This is a genomic window from Egibacter rhizosphaerae, from assembly GCF_004322855.1.
Lineage (GTDB): Bacteria > Actinomycetota > Nitriliruptoria > Euzebyales > Egibacteraceae > Egibacter > Egibacter rhizosphaerae.
In genome coordinates this window covers 2,913,776-2,938,723 of sequence record NZ_CP036402.1, presented here as the reverse complement: position 1 = coordinate 2,938,723, position 24,948 = coordinate 2,913,776, and the positions used below count along the sequence as shown (strand labels likewise).

Annotated in this window: 19 protein-coding genes; 6 read left to right on the top strand and 13 right to left on the bottom strand. The window is 71.4% G+C overall.

The window, feature by feature from the left end:
- Nucleotides 1–96: 96 nt before the first annotated feature.
- The 3 genes from ER308_RS13770 to ER308_RS13760 all read right to left on the bottom strand — a co-directional run bounded on the left by ER308_RS13770 (nucleotide 97) and on the right by ER308_RS13760 (nucleotide 3,978).
- A complete protein-coding gene (locus ER308_RS13770; protein WP_131157025.1) occupies nucleotides 97–1,620 on the bottom strand; it encodes an IS1182 family transposase in 1,524 nt (507 codons plus the stop codon).
- Nucleotides 1,621–1,685: 65 nt separating this feature from the next.
- Nucleotides 1,686–3,197 (bottom strand): glycerol kinase GlpK, encoded by a 1,512-nt coding sequence (glpK, locus tag ER308_RS13765; RefSeq protein ID WP_131155523.1) that lies wholly within the window; start codon nucleotides 3,195–3,197, stop codon nucleotides 1,686–1,688.
- Between the two features lie 16 nt (nucleotides 3,198–3,213).
- The gene (locus tag ER308_RS13760) at nucleotides 3,214–3,978 is read right to left on the bottom strand and encodes an IclR family transcriptional regulator (protein ID WP_131155522.1); all 765 of its coding nucleotides are present in this window, start codon (nucleotides 3,976–3,978) and stop codon (nucleotides 3,214–3,216) included.
- Nucleotides 3,979–4,535: 557 nt separating this feature from the next.
- Here ER308_RS13760 and ER308_RS13755 point away from each other — a divergent pair.
- Both ER308_RS13755 and glpK (ER308_RS13750) read left to right on the top strand, forming a co-directional pair.
- Complete coding sequence (locus ER308_RS13755) at nucleotides 4,536–5,297, top strand: MIP/aquaporin family protein (protein WP_131155521.1); 762 nt, start codon at nucleotides 4,536–4,538, stop codon at nucleotides 5,295–5,297.
- Between the two features lie 113 nt (nucleotides 5,298–5,410).
- On the top strand, nucleotides 5,411–6,922 hold the full coding sequence (gene glpK, locus ER308_RS13750; RefSeq protein ID WP_131155520.1) for a glycerol kinase GlpK: 1,512 nt from the start codon (nucleotides 5,411–5,413) through the stop codon (nucleotides 6,920–6,922).
- A gap of 127 nt (nucleotides 6,923–7,049) precedes the next feature.
- Here the strand turns inward: glpK (ER308_RS13750) and murA are convergent, their stop codons facing one another.
- Entirely contained in the window at nucleotides 7,050–8,381 is a 1,332-nt protein-coding gene (gene murA / locus ER308_RS13745) for a UDP-N-acetylglucosamine 1-carboxyvinyltransferase (protein WP_131155519.1), read from the bottom strand.
- 152 nt (nucleotides 8,382–8,533) lie between these two features.
- Here murA and ER308_RS13740 point away from each other — a divergent pair, with 152 nt between their 5' ends.
- Complete coding sequence (locus ER308_RS13740) at nucleotides 8,534–10,507, top strand: DUF222 domain-containing protein (protein WP_165492083.1); 1,974 nt, start codon at nucleotides 8,534–8,536, stop codon at nucleotides 10,505–10,507.
- Here ER308_RS13740 and ER308_RS13735 read toward each other — a convergent pair.
- From ER308_RS13735 to ER308_RS13695, 9 genes are all read right to left on the bottom strand, one after another.
- Nucleotides 10,494–11,531, bottom strand: coding sequence for a D-2-hydroxyacid dehydrogenase family protein (locus ER308_RS13735; protein WP_131155517.1), 1,038 nt, complete (start codon nucleotides 11,529–11,531; stop codon nucleotides 10,494–10,496). The two genes, ER308_RS13740 and ER308_RS13735, sit on opposite strands and share 14 nt — an antisense overlap.
- Before the next feature lie 9 nt (nucleotides 11,532–11,540).
- Complete coding sequence (locus ER308_RS13730; protein WP_131155516.1) at nucleotides 11,541–12,704, bottom strand: mandelate racemase/muconate lactonizing enzyme family protein; 1,164 nt, start codon at nucleotides 12,702–12,704, stop codon at nucleotides 11,541–11,543.
- 111 nt (nucleotides 12,705–12,815) lie between these two features.
- Nucleotides 12,816–13,901: an LLM class flavin-dependent oxidoreductase gene (locus ER308_RS13725; protein WP_131155515.1), complete on the bottom strand. Its 1,086-nt coding sequence runs from the start codon at nucleotides 13,899–13,901 to the stop codon at nucleotides 12,816–12,818.
- On the bottom strand, nucleotides 13,891–15,135 hold the full coding sequence (locus ER308_RS13720) for an MFS transporter (RefSeq protein WP_131155514.1): 1,245 nt from the start codon (nucleotides 15,133–15,135) through the stop codon (nucleotides 13,891–13,893). The genes ER308_RS13725 and ER308_RS13720 overlap by 11 nt, the downstream gene beginning before the upstream one ends.
- The gene (locus ER308_RS13715; protein WP_131155513.1) at nucleotides 15,132–15,797 is read right to left on the bottom strand and encodes an aspartate/glutamate racemase family protein; all 666 of its coding nucleotides are present in this window, start codon (nucleotides 15,795–15,797) and stop codon (nucleotides 15,132–15,134) included. The genes ER308_RS13720 and ER308_RS13715 overlap by 4 nt, the downstream gene beginning before the upstream one ends.
- 13 nt (nucleotides 15,798–15,810) lie before the next feature.
- Nucleotides 15,811–17,031, bottom strand: a complete 1,221-nt coding sequence (locus ER308_RS13710; protein WP_165492082.1) for an MFS transporter — start codon at nucleotides 17,029–17,031, stop codon at nucleotides 15,811–15,813.
- Between the two features lie 265 nt (nucleotides 17,032–17,296).
- Nucleotides 17,297–18,001 carry a hypothetical protein gene (locus ER308_RS13705; protein ID WP_131155511.1) on the bottom strand — a complete coding sequence of 235 codons (705 nt, stop codon included), beginning with the start codon at nucleotides 17,999–18,001 and terminating at the stop codon, nucleotides 17,297–17,299.
- A gap of 49 nt (nucleotides 18,002–18,050) precedes the next feature.
- Nucleotides 18,051–19,556: a tripartite tricarboxylate transporter permease gene (locus ER308_RS13700; protein ID WP_131155510.1), complete on the bottom strand. Its 1,506-nt coding sequence runs from the start codon at nucleotides 19,554–19,556 to the stop codon at nucleotides 18,051–18,053.
- 206 nt (nucleotides 19,557–19,762) lie between these two features.
- Nucleotides 19,763–21,058 (bottom strand): type 2 periplasmic-binding domain-containing protein, encoded by a 1,296-nt coding sequence (locus ER308_RS13695; RefSeq protein WP_131155509.1) that lies wholly within the window; start codon nucleotides 21,056–21,058, stop codon nucleotides 19,763–19,765.
- A gap of 664 nt (nucleotides 21,059–21,722) precedes the next feature.
- Here ER308_RS13695 and ER308_RS13690 point away from each other — a divergent pair.
- From ER308_RS13690 to ER308_RS13680, 3 genes are read left to right on the top strand one after another with little or no spacing between them, the layout of a single operon-like run.
- Entirely contained in the window at nucleotides 21,723–22,901 is a 1,179-nt protein-coding gene (locus tag ER308_RS13690; protein ID WP_131155508.1) for a 2-methylaconitate cis-trans isomerase PrpF family protein, read from the top strand.
- A complete protein-coding gene (prpB, locus tag ER308_RS13685; RefSeq protein ID WP_131155507.1) occupies nucleotides 22,898–23,794 on the top strand; it encodes a methylisocitrate lyase in 897 nt (298 codons plus the stop codon). Before ER308_RS13690 ends, prpB begins: the two co-directional genes overlap by 4 nt.
- A gap of 49 nt (nucleotides 23,795–23,843) precedes the next feature.
- A complete protein-coding gene (locus ER308_RS13680; protein ID WP_131155506.1) occupies nucleotides 23,844–24,902 on the top strand; it encodes an Ldh family oxidoreductase in 1,059 nt (352 codons plus the stop codon).
- Nucleotides 24,903–24,948 lie beyond the last annotated feature (46 nt).

Here is a 24,948-nt window from a genome sequence, read left to right as displayed (position 1 = left end):
CGTTGCGGCCGTCGGTGCGCTTGACGGCCGATGGGAGGCGCCGTCGGCCCGGCGGCGTCGGCTTGTAGGCGTTCTCGAGGGGTATTGGGGTCCTCATCAGGTGGTGGCGGGCATCTGCCAGCCGTGGTCGTAGTGCATGCCGAGGTTGAGCAGGCGTGTGAGGTTGACCGCCGCGACGCGGAGGCTCAAGCCGAGCTGGTTGCGTTTGACGCCGCGGTAGCGGCAGCGTCGGTGTCCGTCTTTCATGAGCCAGGAGATTGACCGCTCGGCCAACGACCGTCGCGGGTAGGTGGCGGCGAACTCGGGGGTGGCCGCTTGAGCGCGGGCGGCGACCAGCTCGCGGTCGTGGCGGCCGATGCGCAGGCTGCGTCCGGATCGGCTGGTGGTGCAGCGGTCCCGCAGCGGACAGCCGTCGCAGCGGCGCCCGAAAGTCGCGTGGCCCTTGGCGCTGATCGCCACGGTGTGGCCGGCCGGGCAGGTGACCGTGCCCGCGTCGTGGCAGACGGCGAAGTCGTCGCGGTCGAAGCCGCCGGGCACTGCGGGACGCAGCGGCAGCGGCTTGATGACCGCGGTGTGCCCGGCCTCGTCGAGGTCGGAGCGGGTGGCCCCGCCGCCGTAGGCGGAGTCGGCCAGCACCTCGACGGGCTCGTCCTCACCCTCGAGCAGTTCGACCGCGACGTCGCCGTCGCCGGTGTTGCCGGGCGTGACGGTGTTGGCGGTCACCAGCCCGGTCTCGGGCTCGCAGGCGATGTGGCCCTTGTAGCCGTCGCGATACGAGGCCCGCGACTTGTGCGCGTGCCGCGACTCGTCATCGACCACCGACACCACGCGGTCCTTGGCCACCGCTCGGGCGATGCGCCACGTGCCGGGCTGCTCGCCAGGTTCGACGTCCTGGCCGGCGATCAGCGCCAGCAACGCCACCGCCCGCTCGGCCTCCTCGTCCAAACCGGTCACGGGCAGACAGTCGATGATCGCGATCGCATCCGCCACCAGCGCCGACACCAGCGCGTCACAAGCGACCTCGTCGTCCCACGCGATGTCAGGCTTGCCGCCATGATCGTAGTCATGCGCGCCGACCACGACCTGGCGGGCCTCGGGCACCAGCCTTCTGACCTTGCGGATCGCGGCCACCAGCTGGGTGACAGTGTCCTGAGTGGCCACCGCATCGTCGAGCACCGTGGAATCCAACGCCCGCCGCGCCTTGCCGGCCAACACCCCAGTCTGCGCAGCGACAGTCTTGACCGCCTCGTCGATGCGGTGCGGGCGCTCGGAGTCGTTCAGCCGACGCCGCCAGTACACAAACACCGACGCGTCGAAGCTGTCCTCGTCCAGCCCCATGCCGCAGGCGGCCTTCCAGGCGATGTCGCGCGACAGCGCCGCCGCGGCCTGGCGGTCCGACAATCCCTCGAGCTCCTTGAGCACAAACGCCGCCGCGATCACGTCCGCCGGCACCGACGGGCGGCCCCGCCCCGACGGGAACAAGTCAGCGAACATCTCATCGGGAAACACCCGCCGCCGATGCTCAGCGAGGAACGCATACACCGACCCCGCCGGCACCAAATGCCCGCACAACGCCGCCGTGTCCAACAACTCCCGGTCCGCCACGCTTGATCCCAGCATGAAGCGCATTCTCGCGCACCCCACCACCAGAACCGCGGAACCTCAACAAATTCTTCAGCAGCGCCCTAGAGCTCGACCGGCTGGACCCAGTCGAAGGTTCGTTCCACGGCGCGACGCCAATCGCGGTACTCACGCGCTCGCCGCTCGGGGTCCATGTCGGGAGTCCAGCGGGCAGCCCGATGCCAATTGTCGCGGAGCCGCCCGAGCTCGGGCCAGTACCCGACCGCGAGTCCGGCCGCGTAGGCGGCACCCAGCGACACGGTCTCCGACATCATCGGCCGCTCGACGGGCACGTCGAGGACGTCGGCGAGGAACTGCATGAGCAGGTTGTTGGCGGTCATGCCGCCGTCGACCTTCAGGGCCTTGAGCGCGATACCCGAGTCGGCGTCCATCGCGTCCACGACGTCGCGCGTCTGCCAACCGGTCGCCTCGAGGATGGCGCGGGCGAGGTGCCCCTTCGTGATGTACGACGTGAGCCCGATGATGAGGCCCCGCGCCTCGCTGCGCCAGTGCGGCGCGAACAGCCCTGAGAACGCGGGGACGATGTAGCACCCGCCGTTGTCCTCGACACTCCGGGCCAGCGTCTCGATCTCGGGGGCGCTGCGGATGATGTCGAGGCGGTCGCGGAACCACTGCACCAGCGACCCGGTGATCGCGATCGAGCCCTCGAGCGCGTAGACGGGCGGGAGGTCCCCGATGCGGTAGCCCACCGTCGTCAGGAGGCCGTGCGTCGAGCCGACCGGCGCACCACCAGTGTTGAGCATGAGGAAGCTGCCCGTGCCGTACGTGCACTTGGCCTCCCCCGGTGTGAAGCAGCACTGCCCGAAGAGCGCGGCCTGCTGGTCACCGAACGCGCCGGCGATCGGCACACCGGGCAGCGCCTCACGGGTGGTGCCGTAGACCTCCGCGTTGGAGCGGATCTCGGGCAGCATCGCTCGCGGGACCCCGAACGCCTCGAGCAGGACGTCGTCCCACTCGAGCGTCTCGAGGTTCATCAGCATCGTGCGGCTGGCGTTCGTCACGTCGGTGATGTGGATCCCGCCGTCGGGTCCCCCCGTCAGGTTCCAGATCAGCCAGCTCTCCATCGTGCCGAAGAGGACCTCCCCGGCCTCGGCCTGTTCGCGCAGCACCGGATCGTGATCGAGGAGCCAGCGCACCTTCGGTGCCGAGAAGTAGGTGGCCAGGGGAAGCCCGCAGCGGTCCCGGAACCGCCCCGGTCCCTCGTCGCCTCCGAGCTCCTCGACGAGCTCATCGGTCCGCGTGTCCTGCCAGTTGATCGCCGGCCCGACCGGTACGCCGTCCCGCCGCCCCCACAGCACCGTGGTCTCGCGCTGGGTGGCGATGCCGATCGCGGCGATCTCGCTGGCGCTCGCACCCACGTCCGCCACGGCCTGGGGAAGGATCCGCTGCACGATCCGCCAGATCTCACTGGCGTCGTGCTCCACCCATCCGGGCCGGGGGAAGTGCTGCTCGTGCTCGCGTTGCGCCACGGACACCAACCGTCCGTCGTGATCGAAGAGGATGCACCGGGTCGAGGACGTTCCCTGGTCGATCGCGACGACGTAGTGCTCTGCCACTGGGGCCCACCTCCGGTCATCGCGCACTGGCCAGTTCCTGGGAGATCGCCCGTGCCGCGTCGTGCACCTGCACCGCCAGCGCCGGGTCCGGTCGTTGTGCACCGTTGCAGAGCAGGGAGAGGGGTCCCGAGATCCCGACCGCGCCCACCACGAGGCCTCCGTTGCCGCGAATGGGGGCGGCGATCCCTGCGTGGCCGGTGGCCAGCTCCTCGACCTCGCCCGCCCAACCCCGCTCCCGGACCAGCTCGAGCGTCCTCGCGACACGGGTCGGGCTGATGATCGTTCGCCACGTGCGGGCTTCAAGATCGTCGTCCGACAGCTTCGCTCGCGCGCCGGGATCGTAAGCCAGCAGCACTTTCCCCAGCGCACAAGCGTGGAGGGGCAGGCGGGAGCCCACCTCGAGCACCTGGACGCTGTCGTCGGGGCGGAAGACGTGGTGGACGACGAGGACCTGCCCGCGCTCGTGGGTGCCGATGCGCACCGACGCCTTGCTCCGCGCCGCCAGCGAGTCGCACCAGTTGATCGCCCTCGACCGCAGTTCGTTGACGTCGAGCGGCGCCGAGTCGAGCTCGAAGAGGCCCCGACCGAGCTCGTACTTACCGCTCGTCGACTCCTGTTCGACGAAGCCGACGTCGCACAGCGTGCGCAGGAGGCCGTGGGCCGTGGGCTTCGGCAGGTCGAGGGCACCCGCGACCTCGCCCAGGCCCAGGCGCGTCGGGCTGGCGGCGAGGACCCGTAGGACCGCCACGGCGCGTTCGATCGACTGGATCCGGCCCGGCATGCGTCACAAGCTCGCACATTCCCGGCGAGCTCGCGTGGGCACGTTCGCGGGATGCGCTGACCGCCCGATCGTGCGTTGGCCGTACACCAGACGGACCCCTCCGTAGATCGTGATTCGACAGTGTCGAACGACCGGATCGGCTGGACGTCACCACCCGGTGTCACGCACCCGACACGTCCGGGCAAGCCGATGGAAACGTGCGCCCCGCAAGCGCGAGGGGGAGCGATCCACGGGGAGCAGCTCCGCGTCGTTGGACCAGCCATCGTGATCCCGAGGACCGTTCGACGATGTCGACCCCAGCCATTGCCTGTCGGTGGCGGTCCTCCGTAGCTTCTCGGCGCCCCATACCGCCGATGCCGGGCCGTCGGGGCAGCGCGGGCCAACGACCCTTCGCGTGAAGGTCCCGAAGCCCCCCTGCGCGTCCGCGGCGGCTGCGCCGAGCACGCCCGGCCGGCACGACCGCGGGACGCGACCGCGTCCCGAGCCCAACGAAGTGTTCGTCGGAATGCGAGGCGTCGACGCACGACGCTCGCTCGAGTCGAGGAGGCGGGTCGTTCATGGAGGTATACGTCGCAGAGATCATCGGCACGGCGATCCTCATCCTGTTGGGTGACGGCGTCGTGGCCAACGTCGTGCTCCGCAAGAACAAAGGCGAAGGCGGCGGCTGGATCGTCATCACCGCCGGCTGGGGATTCGCCGTGGCCATGGCCGTGTACTCGGTGGGCTGGATCTCCGGCGCCCACATCAACCCCGCGGTCACCGTCGGCCAAGCCGTGGCCGGCGTGTTCCCCTGGGTCGACGTCGCCCCCTACCTCATCGCCCAACTCATCGGCGCCATGATCGGCGCGCTGCTGGTGTGGCTGGCCTACCAGAAACACTTCGACGCCACCGAGGACCCCGGCCTCAAGCTCGCGGTGTTCTGCACCGGCCCCGAGATCCGCAACTACGCCTGGAACACCGTCACCGAGGTCATCGGCACGTTCATGCTGGTGTTCGGCATCCTCATGATCGTGGTCTCCGGCGGCGAGTTCCTCACCGGCCAAGCCGGCGACCAACTCGCCCAACAATGGACCCTGGGCACCTGGCCGCTGATCGTGGGCTTCCTGGTGTTCTCCATCGGCCTGTCACTGGGCGGGCCCACCGGCTACGCCATCAACCCCGCCCGCGACCTCGGCCCCCGCATCATGCACGCCCTGCTGCCCATCCCCGGCAAAGGCACCAGCGACTGGGCCTACAGCTGGGTGCCCGTGGTCGGCCCCCTGCTCGGCGCGGTCATCGCCGGCCTGGCCTTCCTGGCCGTCGAACCCCTCTTCATCTAGACCCAGCGTCCCACTGGCCGCCGGGGGATGACCGGGCAGCGACGTCCCCCGGCACCAGAGGCCGTGTGATCGCTGCCACCCGAAACGGTGGACGAGACGACGAGGAGGCGAACGTGGCTGAGTTCGTAGGAGCGATCGACCAGGGCACGACCAGCACGCGGTTCATGTTGTTCAACCACTCGGGCGAGGAGGTCGCCAAGGCCCAGCTCGAGCACGAGCAGATCCTGCCGCAGGCGGGATGGGTCGAGCACGACCCGATCGAGGTCTGGGAGCGCACCCGCACCGTGATCGAGCAGGCGCTGCAGCGCGCGGGATTGACCGGGCGCGACGTCGCGGCGCTCGGGATCACCAACCAGCGCGAGACCACGGTCGTGTGGGATCCCCGAACCGGCCGTCCGTTCGGCAACGCGATCGTGTGGCAGGACACCCGCACCGACCGGATCGCCAGCGCGCTGGAGCGCGAGGGCAAGGGCGAGGTCATCCGCCGCAAGGCGGGCCTTCCGCCCGCGACGTACTTCTCCGGCGGCAAGATCCAGTGGATCCTCGACAACGTCGACGGCGCACGGGAGGCGGCCGAGAGTGGCGAGGCCGTCTTCGGGACCATGGACACCTGGGTGCTGTGGAATCTCTCGGGCGGGACCAACGGCGGGGTCCACGCCACCGACGTCACCAACGCCAGCCGCACCATGCTGATGAACCTCGAGACCCTCGACTGGGACGACGAGCTGCTCGGCTTCTTCGGCATCCCGCGCCGGATGCTCCCGCAGATCCGCCCCAGCGGCTACCACTACGCCGACACCGTCGCCGGCGGGCCGATGGGCGCCGAGGTGCCGATCGCCGGGATGCTCGGCGACCAGCAGGGCGCGACGGTGGGCCAGGTCTGCTTCAGCCCCGGCGAGGGCAAGAACACCTACGGGACCGGCAACTTCTTCCTGCTCAACACCGGCACGGAGGCGGTGCCGTCGGAGTCCGGCCTGCTCACGACAATGGGGTATCAGTTCGCCGGCGGGGAGGCGATCTACTGCCTCGAGGGCGCGATCGCCGTCACCGGGTCGGCGGTGCAGTGGCTGCGCGACCAACTCGGGCTGATCCGCAGCGCCGAGGAGTCCGAGACCCTGGCCAAGCAGGTCGACGACACCGGCAACATGTACTTCGTGCCGGCGTTCAGCGGCCTGTTCGCCCCCTACTGGCGCTCCGATGCCCGGGGGGTCATGGTCGGGCTGTCGCGCTTCCACACCAAGGAGCACGTCGCCCGCGCAGTTCTGGAGTCGATCTGCTACCAGACCAAGGACGTCGCCGAGGCGATGGCCAAGGACTCGGGAGTCGAGCTCGAGTTCCTCAAGGTCGACGGCGGCGCCGTGGTCAACGACACGCTGATGCAGATGCAGGCCGACATCCTCGGCACGCCGGTCGCCCGGCCGCAGGTCGCCGAGACCACGGCCCTCGGCTCCGCCTACGCCGCGGGGCTCGCGACCGGCTTCTGGAACAACCTCGACGAGCTCCGCGAGAACTGGCAGGAGGACAAGCGCTGGCAGCCCCAATGGAGCGCGGACCAGCGCGAGGCCGGTTACGCCGGCTGGAAGAAGGCCGTCGAGCGCACCTTCGACTGGGTCGACGTCGGCTGAGCCGTGTCGAGCGGGACGGTTCGGCCCGCGCCCACACGACCAGGGGCCGCCTCATCGGGGCGGCCCCTGCGTGCGCCGTGCTCGGCCGTGCGCCGCTCGGTGCGTCGCTGGCGACCTCGACGCCGGGTCACCGCCCGCTTTGTCCGGCCTCGTCCCGCTCCTGGCGTTCGAGCCGCAGCCCGATGCTCGCGAGCTGCTCGGCCGGACGGTGGTAGCCGCGCTCCAGGTGGTGGATGCCACGCAGCACGCTCGCTCCGTCAGCAGCGGCCGCGGCGATGACCGACGAGAACCCCGCGCGGACGTCGGGCACCTCCACCTCCGCGCCCCGGAGCTTCGAGGGCCCCCGCACGACCGCGGAGTGCACCGATCCCGTGTCATGGAACCGGCATCCCGGACCGCCGAGGCAGGTGTCGAACAGCTCGATCTCGCAACCCATCTCCTGGAGCGCGGGCACGTAGACGAACCGGTTCTCGTAGACGGTCTCGTGGAGCACCGAGAGACCCTCGGCCTGGGTGAATAGCACCATCAGCGGGGTCTGCCAATCGGTCATGAACCCGGGATGCGTGTCCGTCTCCACCGCCGCAGGACCGAGCCCGTGCGGCGCGGACGCCATGATCCAGTCATCGGTGATCTCGAGGTCCGCCCCCATCCTCGAGAGGGTCGTGATGGCCGTCACGAGGCGATCCTGGGCACAACCCGCGACCTTGACCGAGCCACCGGTCAGTAGACCGGCCACGAGGTAGCTGAACGCCTCGTTGCGGTCCCCGGCCAGAGTGGCGTGTGCCCCACTCAGCCGGTCCACACCCTCGATGATCACGCGCCGATCGGGCATGAACGAGATCCGTGCGCCCATGCGCTGCAACAACAGCGCGAGCTCGACCACCTCGGGCTCGGTCGCCGCGCCCCTGACCACCGTCCGACCCCGAGCGAGCGCACCCGCCAACAGCACGGTCTCCGTCGCCCCGACGCTCGGGTAGGGCAACGCGATCGAGGCCCCTCGCAAGCCCGTGGTACGGGCGCGGATGCCGTCCTCGAGCACGTCGACCTCGGCACCCATCGACCGCAGCGCCGAGATGTGGAAATCGACGGGCCGGGCACCGATCCGGTCGCCGCCGACGAAGGGGACGAACGCCTCCCCCGCGCGGTGCAGCAGCGGGCCGATCAGCAGGATCGGGATGCGGTTGAGCCCCGAGAACGACATCCCGACCGACGGCTCGGGAATCGGCCCGGGAGCCACGGTGATCCGGTCCTCGTCGGTCTCGACCTCGGCACCCAGCGAGCGCAGGATGTCCCGGGTGATCCCGACGTCCCCCACGTCGGGAGCGTTCTCGACGGTGCTCGGTCCGTCGGCCATGAGGGCCGCGACCATGTGCTTGGTCACCGCGTTCTTCGAGCCCCGCACCCGCACCTCTCCGCGTAGCGGATCGCCCGGCTCGATGCGCCATGCGGGTGTCGTCATGGCCCCGGACCCTAACCGACGCGCGGCGCGCGCGTGATCCACGCCGCATCGAGTTGGTATGCAGAGGCATTGCAAGAAGATTCCAAGCCAACATCCACATGAACCTGTGTGGATGGTTGACATGATGCGATGTGGTACGTATCATGTCGAACATGAGTTCAGCAGTCCTGGCGAGCGAGGCGGCGCCTCCCTTCGATGCCCACGCGCGGGGCGTGGGCCACGATGCGCCTGCCGGTGATGCTCGTGCGCGCGCGACGGGGGACGCTCGGGACGACACCGAGGATCGGGACGCGGCGCCCTCTCCGCTCGGGCGCATCCGCGCTGCGATCGCCGAGCTGGCCCGGGACCCGTTGTCGGGCGCGATCAGCGATGCCGAGCTCCTCGCCAGCGTGGAGGAGCTCGTGCAGCTGGAGCGCCAGCTCGCTGCCGAGCGCCTCCGCCGCGTCGCCGAGATCGACCACCGCAGCGCCTACCTCGCCGGCGGCGCCGGATCGACGGTGCGGTGGCTCGCCGACCGACTGGGCCGCACGCGCCCGGAAGCCCTGAAGGAGGTCCGTACGGCGCTCGGGCTGCAGGAGCTTCCCGAGACGCGCGCGCTCCTGGCCGCCGGGGACTGCTCCGAGGGGCACGCGACGGTCGCGGTCGAGGCCTGGCGCGAGCTGCGAAACCAGCCGACGCCCGCCGATGGTGACCAGGGCAGCGGCGCGGGCACCGCCGGACAAGGTGGGGACGGCGGGACCCGCCCGCACACCGCCGGCGATGACGACGACCACGATGGCGCCGGTGAACGCGGCGGTGGTGACCAGGGTGGGGGCGGTGACGGGCGTGGCGACGGCGGCACGGCGGGCGATGACGGGCGTAGCGACGACCGCACGGCGGGCGATGACGGCGCTTCCACGCAGGAGCACGGCGCGAGCGACTCGGGTGAACACGACGCTGGCGCGGCGGACCCTGCGGGCCACAACGGCCAGTCGGAGCAGCCCGACGACGAGCAGGACCGGGAGCACGAACGCGAGCGGGCCCGCGCCGAGCTCGACCGTCTCGCCGGCGAGAACGCGGCCAACGGCGATCGCGCCGAGCTACGTCGGCGGCTCGAACAGTGGCGACAGCAGCTCGACCCGGATCGGCTCGGCGACCGTGACCGCCGCGCCTTCGCCAACCGCGAGCTGTGGATCTCGCAACGTCCCGACGCGGACGGCACCTACCGCTTCGGCGGTCGGGCCGACCCGCACGGTGTCGCCCAGCTCCGGACCGTGCTGGACGCGCTCGCGCGGCCGGCGACAGCCGGGAGCACCGATCCGGCGGTGCAGAACGCGCAGCACGAGGAACAGGGGGCGGGAGGCTCACCAGGCGACGAGCAGGGGCAACCGGATCAGCACGGCGAGGCCACTCGCGACGGTCGCGCATCCCAGGGCTCGCGTGGCAGCACCCGTGACGGTCGCGAGTCCCGGGACTCGCGTGGCAGCACCCGCGACGGCCGCGGCCCCCAGCATCGCGGTGGCGGTCCCCGGCGAGGGGATCCCGACGACCGGGGACACGCGACCGGCGGTGGACGCTCACGCAACCAGCGGCAGTACGACGCGCTCATCGCCCTCGCCCGCCGCACGATCGAAGCGGGTGGCCTACCCGACCTCCTCCACGCCAGCACCCGGGTCCTGCTGCTGACCAGCCCCGAGGCGCTGCACGGGCACCCCGATGCGCAACCCAGCCGGCTGGACGGCGCCGGAGAGATCTCCTCCGAGACCGCTCAGCTCATCTGCTGCGACGCCGAGTTCGCCGCCGTCACCACGCGCAACGGCGAGGTCCTCGACGCCGGCCGAACCCGTCGACAGCCCACCGGCCGCCAACGTGACGCGGTCATCGCCCGCGATCAGGCCTGCATCGGGTGCGGTGCCCGACTCGCGCTGTGCCAGCTGCACCACGTAGCGTGGTGGTACCGCGACCGCGGACCGACCAACGTGGACAACCTCGTGGTGGTGTGCTTCGAGTGCCATTGGCACATCCACCACCACGGCTGGGAGGTCAGCCGCCGACCCGGCGGTACCTACACCCTGGCGCGTCCCGCCCGGCCGCCGACCGGTGATCGCTCGGCCGGCGGTGCCGGCCCGGGCGTCAGCCGGAGGTGAGCGTGCCGTGTCGGTCACGCGAGACTTCCAGGGCAGCGGGGTTGGCCACGCCGGACGCGGGCAAACGCCCGTCCAGGTAGGCCTCCACGTGGGCCACGGTGTCCTCGGCGAACTCGGCGAGGTTGCGGTCGGTCGTCCATCCCACGTGCGGGGTGAGCACGACGTTGTCGAGCGCGCGCAGCGGGCTGTCCGTCGCGAGCGGCTCGTGCGCGTAGACGTCCAGCGCGGCACCGCCGAGGTCGCCGGCGCGCAACAGGGACGCCAGCGCACGCTCGTCGACGATCGCACCGCGCGCGGTGTTGATGAGTACCCCGCGCGGACCGATCCGCCGGAGCCGGTCCTCGCCCAGCAGGCCTCGCGACTCGTCCGACAACTTCAGGTGCATCGACACGATGTCGGCCCGGTCCAGCAGGGCGTCGAGGTCGGGGACGAGCTCGACCCCCGCGGCCTCGGCGCGCTCCGTCGTGAGCGTCGGTCCCCACGCCGCCACGTGCAGGCCGAACCCGGCGGCGGCGCGGGCGACCGCGGAGCCGTGGCGGCCGAGGCCGAGGATCCCGAGCGTGCGCCCGTGGACGCTGCGGCCCAGCGAACGAGGCCACTCGCCGCGTCGCATGGCCGCGTCGAGGGTCGGGATCTCCCGCTCGAGCGCGAACAACAGCCCGAACACCAGCTCGGGCATCAGCGAGGGCTGGGGCGCGGTCTCCCCACCGAGCTTCGGACGACCCGTGGCCATCACGATCCCGTGGCGGGACAAGGCCTCCATGTCCGCGTGATATGCGTGACCGCCGGACTGCGCGACGAACTCCAGCCTCGGCAGCGAGGTGATGAGCTCGGCCGGGAACGGCGTGCGCTCGCGGAGCGCGACGACGATCTCGTACGGAGTGAGCGCCTCGGCCTCGCGACCAGCGGGCAACGGCGCGTCGAACACGTCGAGGTCGACGCGTCCGGCGAGCCGCCGCACGGGTTCCGAGGCAGCGAACACCCCCTCGTAGTCGTCGAGGACAGCGACACGGGGTCGGGCCATGCGGAACTCCTAACCGTCGTAGGGGGTGCCGAAGCGCGCGAGCGCCTCCTCGTCGATCTCGTAGCCGAGCCCCGGGCGGTCCGACAGCACGAGGTCGCCGTCGTACAGCTCGGGACGCCCCGGGTAGAGCGCGTCCCACAGGGGATCGCGGTCCGGGTCCGGGTGCAGCTCGACCGTCATGCCGTTCGGCACCCCGGCGGTGAGGTGCGCGTGGGCCTGCGCCGCGTGGTGCGGGGCGAACGCCACGTTGTGGGCCTCGCACATGCCGGCGATCTTGCGGCCCTCGGTGAAGCCGCCCGCCTTCGTGCAGTCGAAGTTCGCGATCGCGATCCCCGCGCGAATGATGAGGTCGCGCACGCCCTGCTTGGTGTACTCGCTCTCGCCGGAGCAGACGGGGATCGGCACGTACCGCGCCATGTCGGCGATCCCGGCGATGTCGTCGTACCAGCTGACCGGCTCCTCGTACCAATCGACGCCGAGCCCGGCGAAGCCCTTGCCGGCCCGCACGGCCTCCTGCACGTCCCAGCCCTGGCTCGCATCGACCGCGAGGGCGACGTCGGGGCCGATCGCGTCGCGCACGACCTGCGCGCGCTTCACGTCCTCCTCGGGTTCGACCCCGCCGACCTTCAGCTTCACGCGACGGAAGCCGTCGGCGGCGAGGCCCTCGAACTCCTTGGCCAGCTCAGCGTAGGACTCGCCCTCCTCCCGGTAGTACCCCGCGGTCGCGTAGGCTGGCACCCGCGACCTGCAGCCTCCCAGCAACCGCCACGTCGGCAGCCCGGTGAGCTTGCCCAGCAGGTCCCACAGCGCGATGTCGATGCCACCGATCGCCGACATCACCTGGGGACGCCCGGCGCCCTTCGGGTAGCTCGATCCCGAGTTCGCCGCCAGGACGGCGCTGCGGCTCGTCGTGGTCGCGAACATGCGCTGCCAGTGGCGCTCGATGTCGCGGGGGTCCTCACCGACGAGCAACGGACCCAGCTGGGTCTGGATGATCTCGGCGACACGCTCCAGCGGGGTGCCGTGCGCGTGCCCGACGCCGGTCACGCCCTCGTCGGTGTGGACCTTCACGACGACCTCGGTCGCGCGGGCGATCGGGCGCTGCGCGACGAGGAACACGCGCTTCAGCGGGACGTCCACGATGTGGGTCTCCAGGCGGGTGATCGCAACCATGGCGGCTCCTGTCTCGTGGTCGGGTGGGCTGGTCGAGGGTCGACGACCGATGGGTCTCCGGGGAAGGAACGAGCGGTCGGGCAGCGCGGTCCAACTGGACTGACACGACCCTCACTGGCGAGCCCCCGGCAGCGACTCCGCCCTGAGCGGTGGCAGAACCTCCTCGCTCAACAGCGCGAGGGACCGTTGGGCCAGCTCGGCCGGCATCCCGCTCCACTCCGTGCGCAGGACGAAGGCGGCCACGCCGGCCTCGTCGCGCCAGCGCCGCAGCTCGGCGCGGCAGTCCTCGGGCGAACCGACGACGAAGCGCTGGTCGACGAGCTCCTCCACGGGAAGGTCGAGCGTGTCGCCGTCGGGCATGGCCCGGTCCTGCCCCCACGACAGGTACGCGCGGTACTTCTGCCCGAGGTAGGGCGCGCAGGCTCGCCAGGCCTCCTCGCGGGTCTCCGCGCAGTAGACCTCCTTGAGCGCGGGCAACCGCAACGGCTCGTCGGGCTTGCCCGCCTCCGCCCGAGCCGAGCGGAACACCTGCACCTGCCCGGCCACCGTGTCCCGACGTGCGTGCGGGTTGACGATCCAGGCGTCCGCCGCGCGGCCGGCTCGGGCGACCGCACGGTCCGCGTTCGCGCCGAGCCAGATCGGCGGGCGTGGCCGCTGGACGGGCCGGTTCGCCAGGCGGGCGCGGTCGAGCCGGCACCAGGGCAGGTCGGCCGTGACCTCCTCGCCCTCCAGGAGGCGGCGCACGAGATCGAGGTTCGCCTCGAAGCGCCACGCCCGCTCACCGGGCGGGATGCCGAACGCGTCGTACTCGGCCTCGCGGTAGCCGAGAGCGGCGCCGAAGATGAACCGGCCACCCGTGAGCACGTCGAGGGAGGCGACGGTCTCCGCGACCTCGACCGGGTTCTCCAGGGCGAGCAGCAGCACGGCGGTCCCGACGCACAGATCGCCGGTCTCGGCGCTCAGGCGCGCGAGGAACGGGGCGGGCTGGAGCTTGCGGACCCCCTCGAGCAGGTAGTGGTGACCGGTGAACACGCCGTCCCACCCGCGGTCGCGTACGTGCGCGACCATCTCCAGCTGCTCGGCCAGGGCCGCCTGCGGGTCCCGGTCCGGCGGCTGCTGGTGCGACAGGAACAGCGAGAACGTGGCGCGGTCCGCATTGCCGGCGCCATCGGCGTGCCCGGCGGCATCAGGCCACATGGCCGCCCCTTTCCGGCTGAGTGCGCCGCCGCAGCCAGTAGTGCCCGACGAGCATCAGCAGACCGCCGATCACCGCGGAACAGGCGGTCAGCCACCAGGCGAACCCGAGGGACACCCAGTCGACCACGAGCCCGAACCCGAGCGGCCCGACCGCGGCGCCGAAGTAGATGCCGGTCTGCACGATGCCGGTCGCGGCGGCCGGTGCCTGCGCCCGCGCGGACGAGACGGAGAAGTTCAGCAGACCGGGCCACCCCCAACCGAGGGCGTAGCCGAGGAAGGCGCCGAGGACGACCGGCAGCGTCTGCCCGGTCGCGAGCAGCCCGAACGAACCCGCACCGCCGAGCAGGAGCGCTCCCACCGCACCCAGGCGCAGGCGCGTGAACCGGTCCGCGAGCCAGCCCACCGTCACGCGAGCGGACACCCCGATCGCGCTGCTGAGCGCCAGCAGCCAGCCTGCCGCCGCTTCCGAGACGTCGGCGTCGACGTACGTGATGGTGAGGAACCCCGCGAGCGGGTTGGCGGCGAGCGCCGCGAACGCGGCCGCGACCGTGACCACGAGCAAAGGCGCCCTCGCAGGCCCCAAGCGGTCGACCAGCTGCGAGCCGTCGGGCACACGGCGCGGTGCGATCCGCGCGATGTCGTGCGGCACGGTCGCCGCGAGGAGCAGCGCCACCACACCCGCGCCGGCGAACGCCCAACGCCACCCGACCGTGAGCCCGATGGCCGGGACCGCGAGGCCGCCGAGCAGGGACGCGACGGGGATCGCGGACTGCTTGATCCCGAACACCAGCCCGCGGCGACGCTCCCGCACCCCGCGCATCAGGACGAGGTTGGTCGCCGGATGGGCCGCCGCGTTCGCGAGCCCCCCGAAGGCGAGGAACGCCAGCAGGGGGACGATGCCCTGCCCGAACGCCGCGACGCCCAACAGGCTCGTGGCGGCCAGCGTGGCAGCGAGCTGCAGCCCACGGCGGCCACCGACCCGCTCGACGACGCGGCCGAGCGCCACCGATCCCAGGGACCCGGCGACGAAGAACGCCGCGACCCCCGCACCGATGCCGGTGGCGCCGAAGCCGAGATCGGCGCGGATCTGCACGGCCAGGGCGCCGGTGAGCAGCATCGGCAGGGAGGCGCACACCGCGATCGCCAACCCGAGCGCGACGAGCTGCCCGGGGGCGAGCCGCATCTGTTCCGATGTGCCCGGGCCGGCGGGCTGGTCGCCGTCGGGATCGCTCATCGCAGCGCGCGCTCAAGCCGTGCCGCGGCAGCGTCGGGCCCCGTGTGCACCGGCCGGCCCTCGGCCGCGCCGGTGACCGGCCCCGCCGCGCGCGCGAGCGAGTACTGCGCGAGCGCCAAGCCGTCCGCGCCCTCCGCGATCGCCTCGCGGGCCGCGTCGGTCATCGCCTGCTCGAGGCGCTCGTCGTCGCCGGCCTGCGCGGCCGCCATGCCCTCCGGTCGGCACACGGTGGTGACCGTGACCTCCCGACCGGCCTCGCGCCCGAACGCCGCCACCTGTCCGGCCGCGAGCTCGAGCGCCGCGGGCACGGTGCCAAGGATCCCGACGTGTCCGTAGCCGGCGGCCACCACCTCCCGGTACATCGCGTCGTCGGGCTTGTGGATCGGGACCGCGTGCCGGTCCCGGGCCGCGTCGACGACGGGCGCGAAGCCCGAGCAGGCGAGCTGGACCGCGTCGACGCCGTCGTGCAGCAGGTGCTCGATCAAGCGCTCGATGCGCGCGCGCAACGCATCGGTGAGCTCCCCGGCCGCCTGCAGGTCGGTGAGAAGGGAGTCGTCGAGCACATTGCGGACCCCCGCGTCCGGCAGGGCGCGCTCGAGCGCGGCCGACATCGGTTCGAGCGAGAGCGTGGTGGCGTGGATCACGCCGATGGTGCGGCCCATGGCTCCCTCCCAGTCATGTCGCGGCGGCCGGGGTCGGCTGCCGGCGGCGCGCGACGTGCCAGCGCCACGCGATCAGCGCCGCGAGCGCGAACGACACGGCGCCCGAGGACCAGCCGACCGCGTACAGGTCGGTCGTGTCCACCAGGAACCCGAACGTGAGCGGGCTGAAGGAGAAGCCGCCGTAGAACATCGCGAGCACGAGGCCCGAGGCGCGCCCGGTCTTGGACACGTGGGTCTCGCGGATGATCGCGAGCATCCCGACCGTGATCCAGGAGCCCGCGGTCGCCCCGAACAGCAGCGTCCCGGCCCACACGAGCGTCTGGCTGCCCAGCTCGGCGGTCGCGAGGAGGCCGTGCGATACCACGCCGAAGGAAGCGATCAGCACCAACGGCAACTGCGGGGAGGGGAACCGGTCGCCCTGCTGGCCCCACAGGATCCGGCCCGCGATCCCGGTGATGGCCATGCCGCTGATGACGGCCCCCGCCGCGGCGACGGACATGCCGGTGCGCTCGGTGGCGAAGAGCGGTACGTAGGCGCTGACCGATCCGGTGCCGAACCCGATCAGGAACGCGTGCGGGGCCAGCCAGCCGACCAGCGAGCGGACCCCGCCCGCCACCTCGTCCGCGCCCTCACGCAGCTGGGCGCGGGTGCGGTCCGGCGGGATGACGAGGAACGTGGCGGCGAGCCCGAGCACCGCGAGCGCCACGCTGGCACCGAGCACGCTGCGCCACCCGAACGTCACGGCCGCGAACGGGACGACGACCCCGACGAGGAACGCGCCGATCTGGGCACCGGACTTGCTGATGCCCATGATGATCCCTTGGCGCTGCGCGGGGCCGTGCAGCTGGATGAGCTGGTTGCCGACCGGGTTCGACGATCCGCGCACGAAGCCGGCCAGGGCGGCAGCGACGAGCAACCAGACGTACCCCGGGGCCGCCGCCATGCCCGCCCACGACAGCCCCCCGACGAGGAACAACAGGACGAGCACGCGCCTGCCCCCGAGCCAGTCCACCAAGGGCCCCGCGAGCGGCGCGCCCAGTCCCCCGACCACGAAGATGGCCGTGGTCAGCGAGCCGAACTGCGTCCGCGTGAGCCCGAGGTCATCGGTGATGAGCGGCCCCAGCACCCCCAGGGCGAACTGCGTGTACGCGCTGATCGCCATCACGTAGACGAGCGTCACCCCGAAGGCGACCCTCCAGGCGCGCGAGCGCCCCTCGGACGTGCGATCGGACATGTGGCCCTGCGTCCCTTTCGACCCTGCCGTCGCCATGCAGCCACGGAAGGGACATCATATACACAAGGGTCCGAAGCTTCTTCGCCGGCTCAGTCCCGAACCGGGACCCGTGGGCGGGGTGGGGACCCGGCTCGTCCGAGGAGCGACGGCCCGAGCCAGGGAGCAGGCCACCGAGCCGACCCTAGCCAGCCCGGGCCCCCGAGCCGACCCTAGCCAGCCCGGGCCCCCGAGCCGACCCTAGCCAGCCCGGGCCCCCGAGCCGACCCTAGCCAGGCAGGAAGTCCCCGAGCAGATCCTCCAGCAGGTAAGGGGGCCACAACACGTTCACGAGGTTCTCGAGCAACAGCAAGCCGGCCATGACGACCACTACGCCAACGATCGGCACGAACCAGCTCGTCTTCGCGAGCACCCGTAGGAAGAACACGAGGAACACCGCGCTGGCGACGAAGACCCCCGTGATCCAGATCAAGGCCACGTAGCCCACGATCACCGACAGGTAGCCCAGCGCGCGCTTCAGCGCGGCCCGCTCCATCCGGCGACGGGTCTCGTCGTCGATCACCGGGAATGGCGGCTCCTCCGGGGACTCCTCGGCCGGATCGCGCTCGCTCATGGGATCGGCGTCGGCGGTGCTCGTCGCCCCCGGGTTGCGCTCGACCTCGCCCGCCGGCGCCCCGTCGGCGCCTGCCTGGCTCGCTTCCCGAGCGTCCGCCTCATCCTCGTTCCACTGTTGCTCCACCGCCCCCAGCGCGGCGGTCTCCTGCGCGTCCTCCCCCACGGCCGTACCCGTCCGGCGATAGGTCTGGATGTCCGTGACCAGTGCGGCAAGGCCCAGGGCCATACCCATCCCCGCGATGAACAGAGGCATGTACCGGGCCAGCGTCGCGAACTCCCAGGCCTCCCAAGCCACCCACGCGAAGAAGACGATGAGAAAGACGTCGAACGCGAAGCGGAGCTTGGTCGGCATCGGCATGGGGGGCTCCTTGGGCTGGCTCGCGGTCCCGGGATCGGCGGACCGATGCTCAGGTGTCGGTGGCCTCCGCCTCCTCGACCTGTTGCTTCACCTTCCGCTGGCGGAAGATCTGTGACCCGAAGATGACGAACAGTGTGAGCGCCGCGACGATGATGACGATCGGGCGGGTCATCCACTCGTAGTCGTAGCGGCTCATCGAGAGGTGCAGATACCGCTCGGCCGGTTGGGCGAGCACGTAGCCGATGAGCATCGGGGCCCGGGGCCAGCCGACCTGCTTCATGATCCAGCCGACCACCCCGATCACCAGGAAGGCCAGGATGTCGCCCCAGTTCTGGGTCGCCTGATACGCGGCCACCGTCATGATGACCAGCAGGAACGGAGTCAGCTTCTTCGCGGGGATGAGGCTGAGCTTGGCGACCTGCCCGGACAGCGACAGGCTCGCCGCGGTGCCGAGGATGTTCGCCAGTGCAAGGCTCCAGATGATCGAGAGGGTCACGGGCAGGCCGGCGCCGTCCACCATCCCGGGTCCCGGATCCGCCGTGCCGAGCAGGATCAGCCCCCCGAGGAGCATGGCCGTGGTCCCGCTGCCCGGGATACCGAAGAGCAACGTGGGGACGAGCGCGCCGCCCTCCTTCGCGTTGTTCGCGCTCTCGGGGCCGATGACCCCCCGGATGTCGCCATGGCCGAACTGCGAGTTCTCCCGTGACGTCTGGCGGGTCAGCCCGTAGATGAACCAGTCGACGACGCTGCCCCCGATCCCGGGCACGATCCCCATCGCGGTCCCGATGACGGAACTGCGCAGGACGAGCCACTTGTGGCGCACGGCGTCCCGGACCCCGCTGAGGCGACTCCCGCCGAGCTGTTGGGTCTTGGAGATGCTGCGGTTGGACGACACGAGGTCGACCATCTCGGGCAGCGCGAACAGCCCCAACGCCATCACGGCGATCGGGATGCCGTCGTTCAGGTAGAGCATGTCGAAGGTGAAGCGGTACTGCCCCACCTGCGGCGCGAGACCGATGATGCCGATCCACAGCCCCAGGAAGCCCGCAGCCAGTCCCGCTGCGGGCGCACCCTTGGCGAGCACCCCGACCATGCTGAGACCGAGCACCGCGAACATGAAGAGCTCGGGCGAGCCGAGCGCGAGCACGATGGGCCGCGCCACGCCGATGATCGCGAACAGCATGACGGCGCCGATGATCCCGCCGACCATGGAGCAGAAGAAGGCGGCACCGAGGGCTCGGGCCGCCTCACCTTGTCGGGCTAACGGATAGCCGTCCATGATCGTCGCCTGCGATCCGGACGACCCGGGCACACCGAGCAGCACGGACGGGAACGTGTCGCCGGTGTGCACCACCGCGGCCATCCCCATGAGCATCGCGACACCGCTGAACGGGTCCATGCCGAAGACGAACGGCAGGAGGATGGCCATGCCGACGGTGCCACCCAGGCCGGGCAGGACGCCCACGCAGAGGCCGACGGCCGCGCCGACGCTCAGCCAGAGGAGCCGTTCGGGATGGAGCGCGACGAGCAGCGCGTCGTAGCCTGCTTCGAACATCGTCGGCGCCTTTCGGGCAGTGGCTGGTAAGGATCAGCGCCCCGATGACCAGCAGCGTAACCCCGGGGGGCGATGTCGCGGGCTGGCGATTCGAATTTCCGTTGCCGAGGCATCGGCCCCGCCCGGACCGCGGACCCCCGAGGCGACCACGGCCCGAACGGAGTGGGGCCGGGCGCGCAAGTCGCCCGGCCCCGTGGCCCCGCTCGCTACTCGCGCGGGTCCGGGTGGTCGTAGTTCTCGACCAGGAAGTCGAGGACCGTGTTGACGACCTCGTCCTCCCAGGTGATCAGGTCCTCGACCGCCGGCGCCACGTCGTCGCCGGTGGTGAGGTCGTACTGGTCGGTGTCGAGAACCTCCTCGGCCTCCTCCTGGAACTCGGGGTCCTCGGTCATGGCATGGAAGCCCTCGGTGAGGTCCTCGACGGCCTCGTCGGGCGCGTCCTGGTGCAGCCACATCACCTTCTGGAGGCTGAACCCCGCGTTGACGAGCTGCGCGTAAGCATCCGCCATCGGGCCCTCCTCCTCGAGGGGCTGCCCGTGGATCTCCTCGTACACCTCGTGGAACGGCGGCACGCCGTACTCCTCGGAGAACACGGGGTCGTCCACGAGCTCGCCGTCCTCGAACTGCCCGACGCTGAAGAGCGGCACCGCATCACCGGCCTCGATGAGCGGATCCACGTTGTCGGGCACGCTCGCGGTCGTGTCCCAGTTGAGGTCGATCTCGCCGCCTTCGAACGCCGAGCGGGCCGGGCCGCGGCCCTCGTAGCCCATCACGACGTTGACGTCCATGTCGAGCATGTCGTAGGCCAGCAGGAACGGTGCGGCGAGGCTGTCCGGCGTCTGCTCGCCGGCCTCGAAGGTGATCTCGTCGTAACGCTCGATGAAGTCGTCGGTGTCGTCCACCAGCTCGGCGTCGGCATACACCAGGCCGCCGGTCTGGACACCGAACACGCCAACGAGCTCCTCGTAGTCGAGCTCGAGCGCCTCCTCCATGAACACCCAGGGGAAGAAGGACGACCCGGAGCTGAACAGCACCGAGGTGGCCTCCTCGTGATCGCGCTCGAGCGCGAACTGGTTGTTCCCGATGGTCCCGCCGGCTCCGGCGATGTTCACCGGCTGAACCGTGGGGTTGCCCGGGACGTTCTCGGCGAGGAAGGGCGCCATGAAGCGGCCCTGCGTGTCGGTGCCGCCGCCGGCGCCGAACGGCATGATGATCTCGACTTCCTGGTCGTGATAGAAGGCGCCCTCGTCGACGTCCTCCTCGTCGACGTCGGCCTCGGCCTCCTCGGGCTCTTCGTCGTCCTCGTCGTCCGGCTCGTCGTCGTCCGGCTCGTCGTCGTCCGGCTCATCGTCGTCCGGTTCCTCGTCCGGCTCCTCGTCGGGATCGGCGATGTCCTCCGCGTCGTCGGTCTCGCATGCCGCGAGCAGCAGCGCGAGAGCGAAGATCGCCGCGAGGATGACCCGAAGCGAGGGCTTGCGGGACGTTGTGTGGTCGACTCGCATGCGACGTGCACCTTTCATCGTGTTCCCAAGGGCTCCGCGAGGTCCGCGGGCCCCGCCTGGTTCAAGGATCGTGCCGCCGCGGCCGACCCGCGCGGACCGCGAACCGCGTCGGGCCGGCAACGGGCCCCGGCTGACGACCTACCGCGATCGTACGATCGCGTGTATCGACGATATTGCATAGGCGCGACCAGCCGTGTCAACCGCTGGGGTCGGAAGCGAAGCCCCGCATATGCCTGGTTCGCAAGGCCCTGCTTCACGATCAGGAGGCCGGCGGCAGCCAACTCGAGGCGGTGCGCGCCGGTGAACCCGCGCGCCATGCGGGCACCCTGCCACCGACCCGCGAGGGCGAGGCCTTCGTCGACGCGCACCCGTCCTCCCTCGGTCTGGCTCACGGTCGACGGCCGCAGCGTCGGATGAGGCGTTGCCGTCCGCGCAACAGCCGGGGCCGGCGCGTCGGGCCTAGCGCGGCGGAACCCGCTCCAACACCGCCGGTTCGGGGCGGCCCGACCGCCCAGTCGGCAAAGCCGAGCCTGCAACCCTGCAAGGCCGACCCTGCAACACCAACCCTGCAACGACCCTGTAACCTATAGGAGATTGTGAATGGCATGCTGCCGGGCAGTTGCGCCCGCTGTCAACCGCAGCCGCGAGAAAGGCAGGACCGCAGATGCCGCAGGCCTCGATCCCCGCGGTCTTCATGCGCGGGGGGACCAGCAAGGGCGTGTTCGTCCGCGCGCCGGACCTGCCGCCCGCCGGGCCCGAGCGAGACGCGCTCGTCCTCGAGCTGCTCGGCAGCCCGGACCCCATGCAGATCGACGGGCTGGGTGGCGGCATCTCCTCCACCAGTAAGCTCATGGCGGTCGCGCCCAGCACGGAGCCCGGTTGCGACGTGGACTACCTCTTCGCCCAGGCCTCCATCGAGCACGCCGCCGTGGACTACCGGGGCAATTGCGGGAACCTGACGTCGGCGGTGGGCGCCTACGCGATCGACGAAGGGCTCGTCCACGCGCAGGAGCCCGTCACACCGGTCGTGCTGCACAACACGAACACCGGGGTCCGGGTCCGCGCGCGCGTGCCCGTGCGCGACGGCCGTGCCGCCGTCCAGGGCGAGCACCGGATCGCCGGGGTCCCGCGCCCGGGGGCGTGCATCACGAACGAGTACCTCGAGCCGGCCGGCTCGGTGTTCGGGACTCTCCTGCCGACCGGAGCGGCCCTCGACCGGCTCGATACCGACGCAGGACCGGTCGATGCCTCGATCGTCGACGTCGGCAACCCGGTCGTGTTCGTGCGCGCTGCGGACGTCGGCCTGCGCGGCGACGAGCTGCCGGCGGACGTCAACGCCCGGCCCGAGCTCGTCGCGCGCCTCGAGCGCGTTCGCGGCAGCGCCGCGGTCCGCCTCGGGCTGGCGGAGCACCCCGACGAGGCCGCGCGCACGTCGGCGCAGCTGCCGTTGTTGGCACTCGTCGCGCCCCCGGCCTCCTACCGCACCGTGAGCGATGAGCCGATCGCCCGCGACGACATCGACGTCCTCGTGCGCGCCCTGTCGGTACAGAAGCTGCACCACGCGTACCCGATGACCGCCCTGCTGTGCACCGCCGCCGCCGCGCACGTCCCGGACACGATCGTCCACGAGGTCTGCCGGCCGGCCGAGGCGCGCACCGTGCGCGTCGGCCACCCCAAGGGCGTCGCCGACGCCCACCCCGACGTGGATCCCGCCGGCCCGCACGTGACCTCCGTCGCCGTGACCCGCACCGCCCGGCGGCTGATGGCCGGCGAGGTCTACTACCGCCTGCCCGTCCCCGACGCCACGAACGCCACCCCCGCAGCGCAGGAGGTCCGCGAATGAGCCCCCCGCCGAGCCCCGGCCGCGTGCTGCGCGAACGCATCGCCTCCGACGGCATCCTCGTCGCGCCCGGCGCCTACGACGCGATCACCGCACGAGCGATCGAGGCGCACGGCTTCGACGCGGTCTACGTGACGGGAGCCGGCACGGTGAACGCGCAGCTCGGCCTGCCCGACATCAGCCTCGGGACCATGACGGAGATCGTCGACAACGCGCGGCGGATCGCGCAGGGGGTCTCGGTGCCGGTCTTCTGCGATGCCGACACCGGCTACGGCAACGCCGTCAATGTGATGCGCACCGTCCGCGAGTTCGAGCAGGCCGGCGTCGCCGGGATCCACCTCGAGGACCAGGTGACCCCCAAGCGTTGCGGGCACCTCGAGGGCAAGGAGATCGTCGACACCGGCGAGATGGTCGGCAAGATTCGCGCGGCCTGCGAGGCCCGCCGGGACGACGACTTCGTCGTGATCGCCCGCAGCGACGCCGCCGCGGTCGAGGGTGTCGAGGCCTCGGTCGAGCGCTGCCGTGCATACGCGGCCGCGGGTGCGGACGTGATCTTCTCGGAGGCCCTCACGACCGAGGCCGACTTCCGCACGTTCGCGGAGGCCGGGATCGGGGCCCCGTTGCTCGCCAACATGACCGAGTTCGGTAGGACCCCCTACCTCTCGGCCAGCGAGTTCGAGGCCATCGGCTACGACGTCGTGATCTTCCCGATGCTGGCGTTCCGCTCGATGCTGAAGGCCGTCGACGACGCGCTCAGTCACCTGCGCGCGCACGGCACGCAAGCGGACATCCTCGACCGCATGAAGACCCGCGAGGAGCTGTACGAGCTCGTCGACTACCCCTCCTACGACGAGCACGAGCGCCGCTTCGTGCGAGAGGTGGACCTCGGCGGCTAGGCGCGACCGGCCGCCTGCTCTCGCCCTACCCGAGCCACGAGAGGACCGCATGCCCTACCTGTCCGCCGACGCGCTCGCCGGCGTGCTGCGCGAGGTGTACGTGGCGGTCGGCGTGCCGCCCGATGCCGCCGAGGTCGTCGCGAACGCCCAGGTCGAGGCCGACCTTGCCGGCCACGCGTCGCACGGGGTGATGAAGACCGCCGACTACGTCGCGCTCATCGAGCGCGGCCACCTCGTCCCCGACGCGGAGATCGAGCTCGTCGACGACCGGCCGAACAGCGCGGTGATCGACGCGCACTGGGCCCTCGGCTTCGTCGCCACTCAGCAGGCCGTCGACCTGGCGGGCGACAAGGCCGAGCGCCACGGCGTCGCGGCGGTGACGGTGCGCCAGCAGGGCCACATCGGGCGCCTCGGTGCCTACAGCTCGCGCGCCGCCCAGCGAGGACTTATCGGGCTGGTGACGGCCGACTCGGGCCGGGCGCCGAAGTCGGTCGCGCCGTACGGCGGTCGCGGCCGACGGCTGGGCACCAACCCGCTGTCGATCGCCGTGCCGTCGGGCAGCCACGGCCCCATCGTGCTGGACATGGCGACCGCCACCGCGGCCAAGGGGAAACTCACGGTGGCCCGCGACCGGGGGGACACCGTGCCCGAGGGGTGGCTCGTCGACGCCGACGGGCGACCCACCACCGATCCCGGCGCCTACGACGAGGGCGGGGCGCTCCTGCCGCTCGGCGCCGACCAGGCGTACAAGGGCTTCGGGCTCTCCTTCATGATCGAGGTGCTGTCGGGGCTGCTCACCGGCATCGGGTTCGGGACCGATCCCGACGGCATCCACAACGACGGCGTGTTCATCGCCGCCTTCGCGGTCGACGCCTTCCGCGATCAGGGAGCCTTCGAACGCGACGTCGACGACTTCGTCGCGTACCTCAAGCAGACCCCGCTGGCACAGGGCCACGACGAGATCCTCTACCCCGGCGAGTTGGAACACCGGCGGGCCGAGCACTACCACCGGGACGGCATCCCGGTGGGAAGCCACACGCTGGCGCACCTCACGCGTGTGGCCGAGCGCCTCGGGGTGGAAACCCGAGGGCTGACCGTAGCAACGTAGCCCGCCGTCGACGAGGCGGGCTCGCGGACCCGATCGCCGTCCGGCG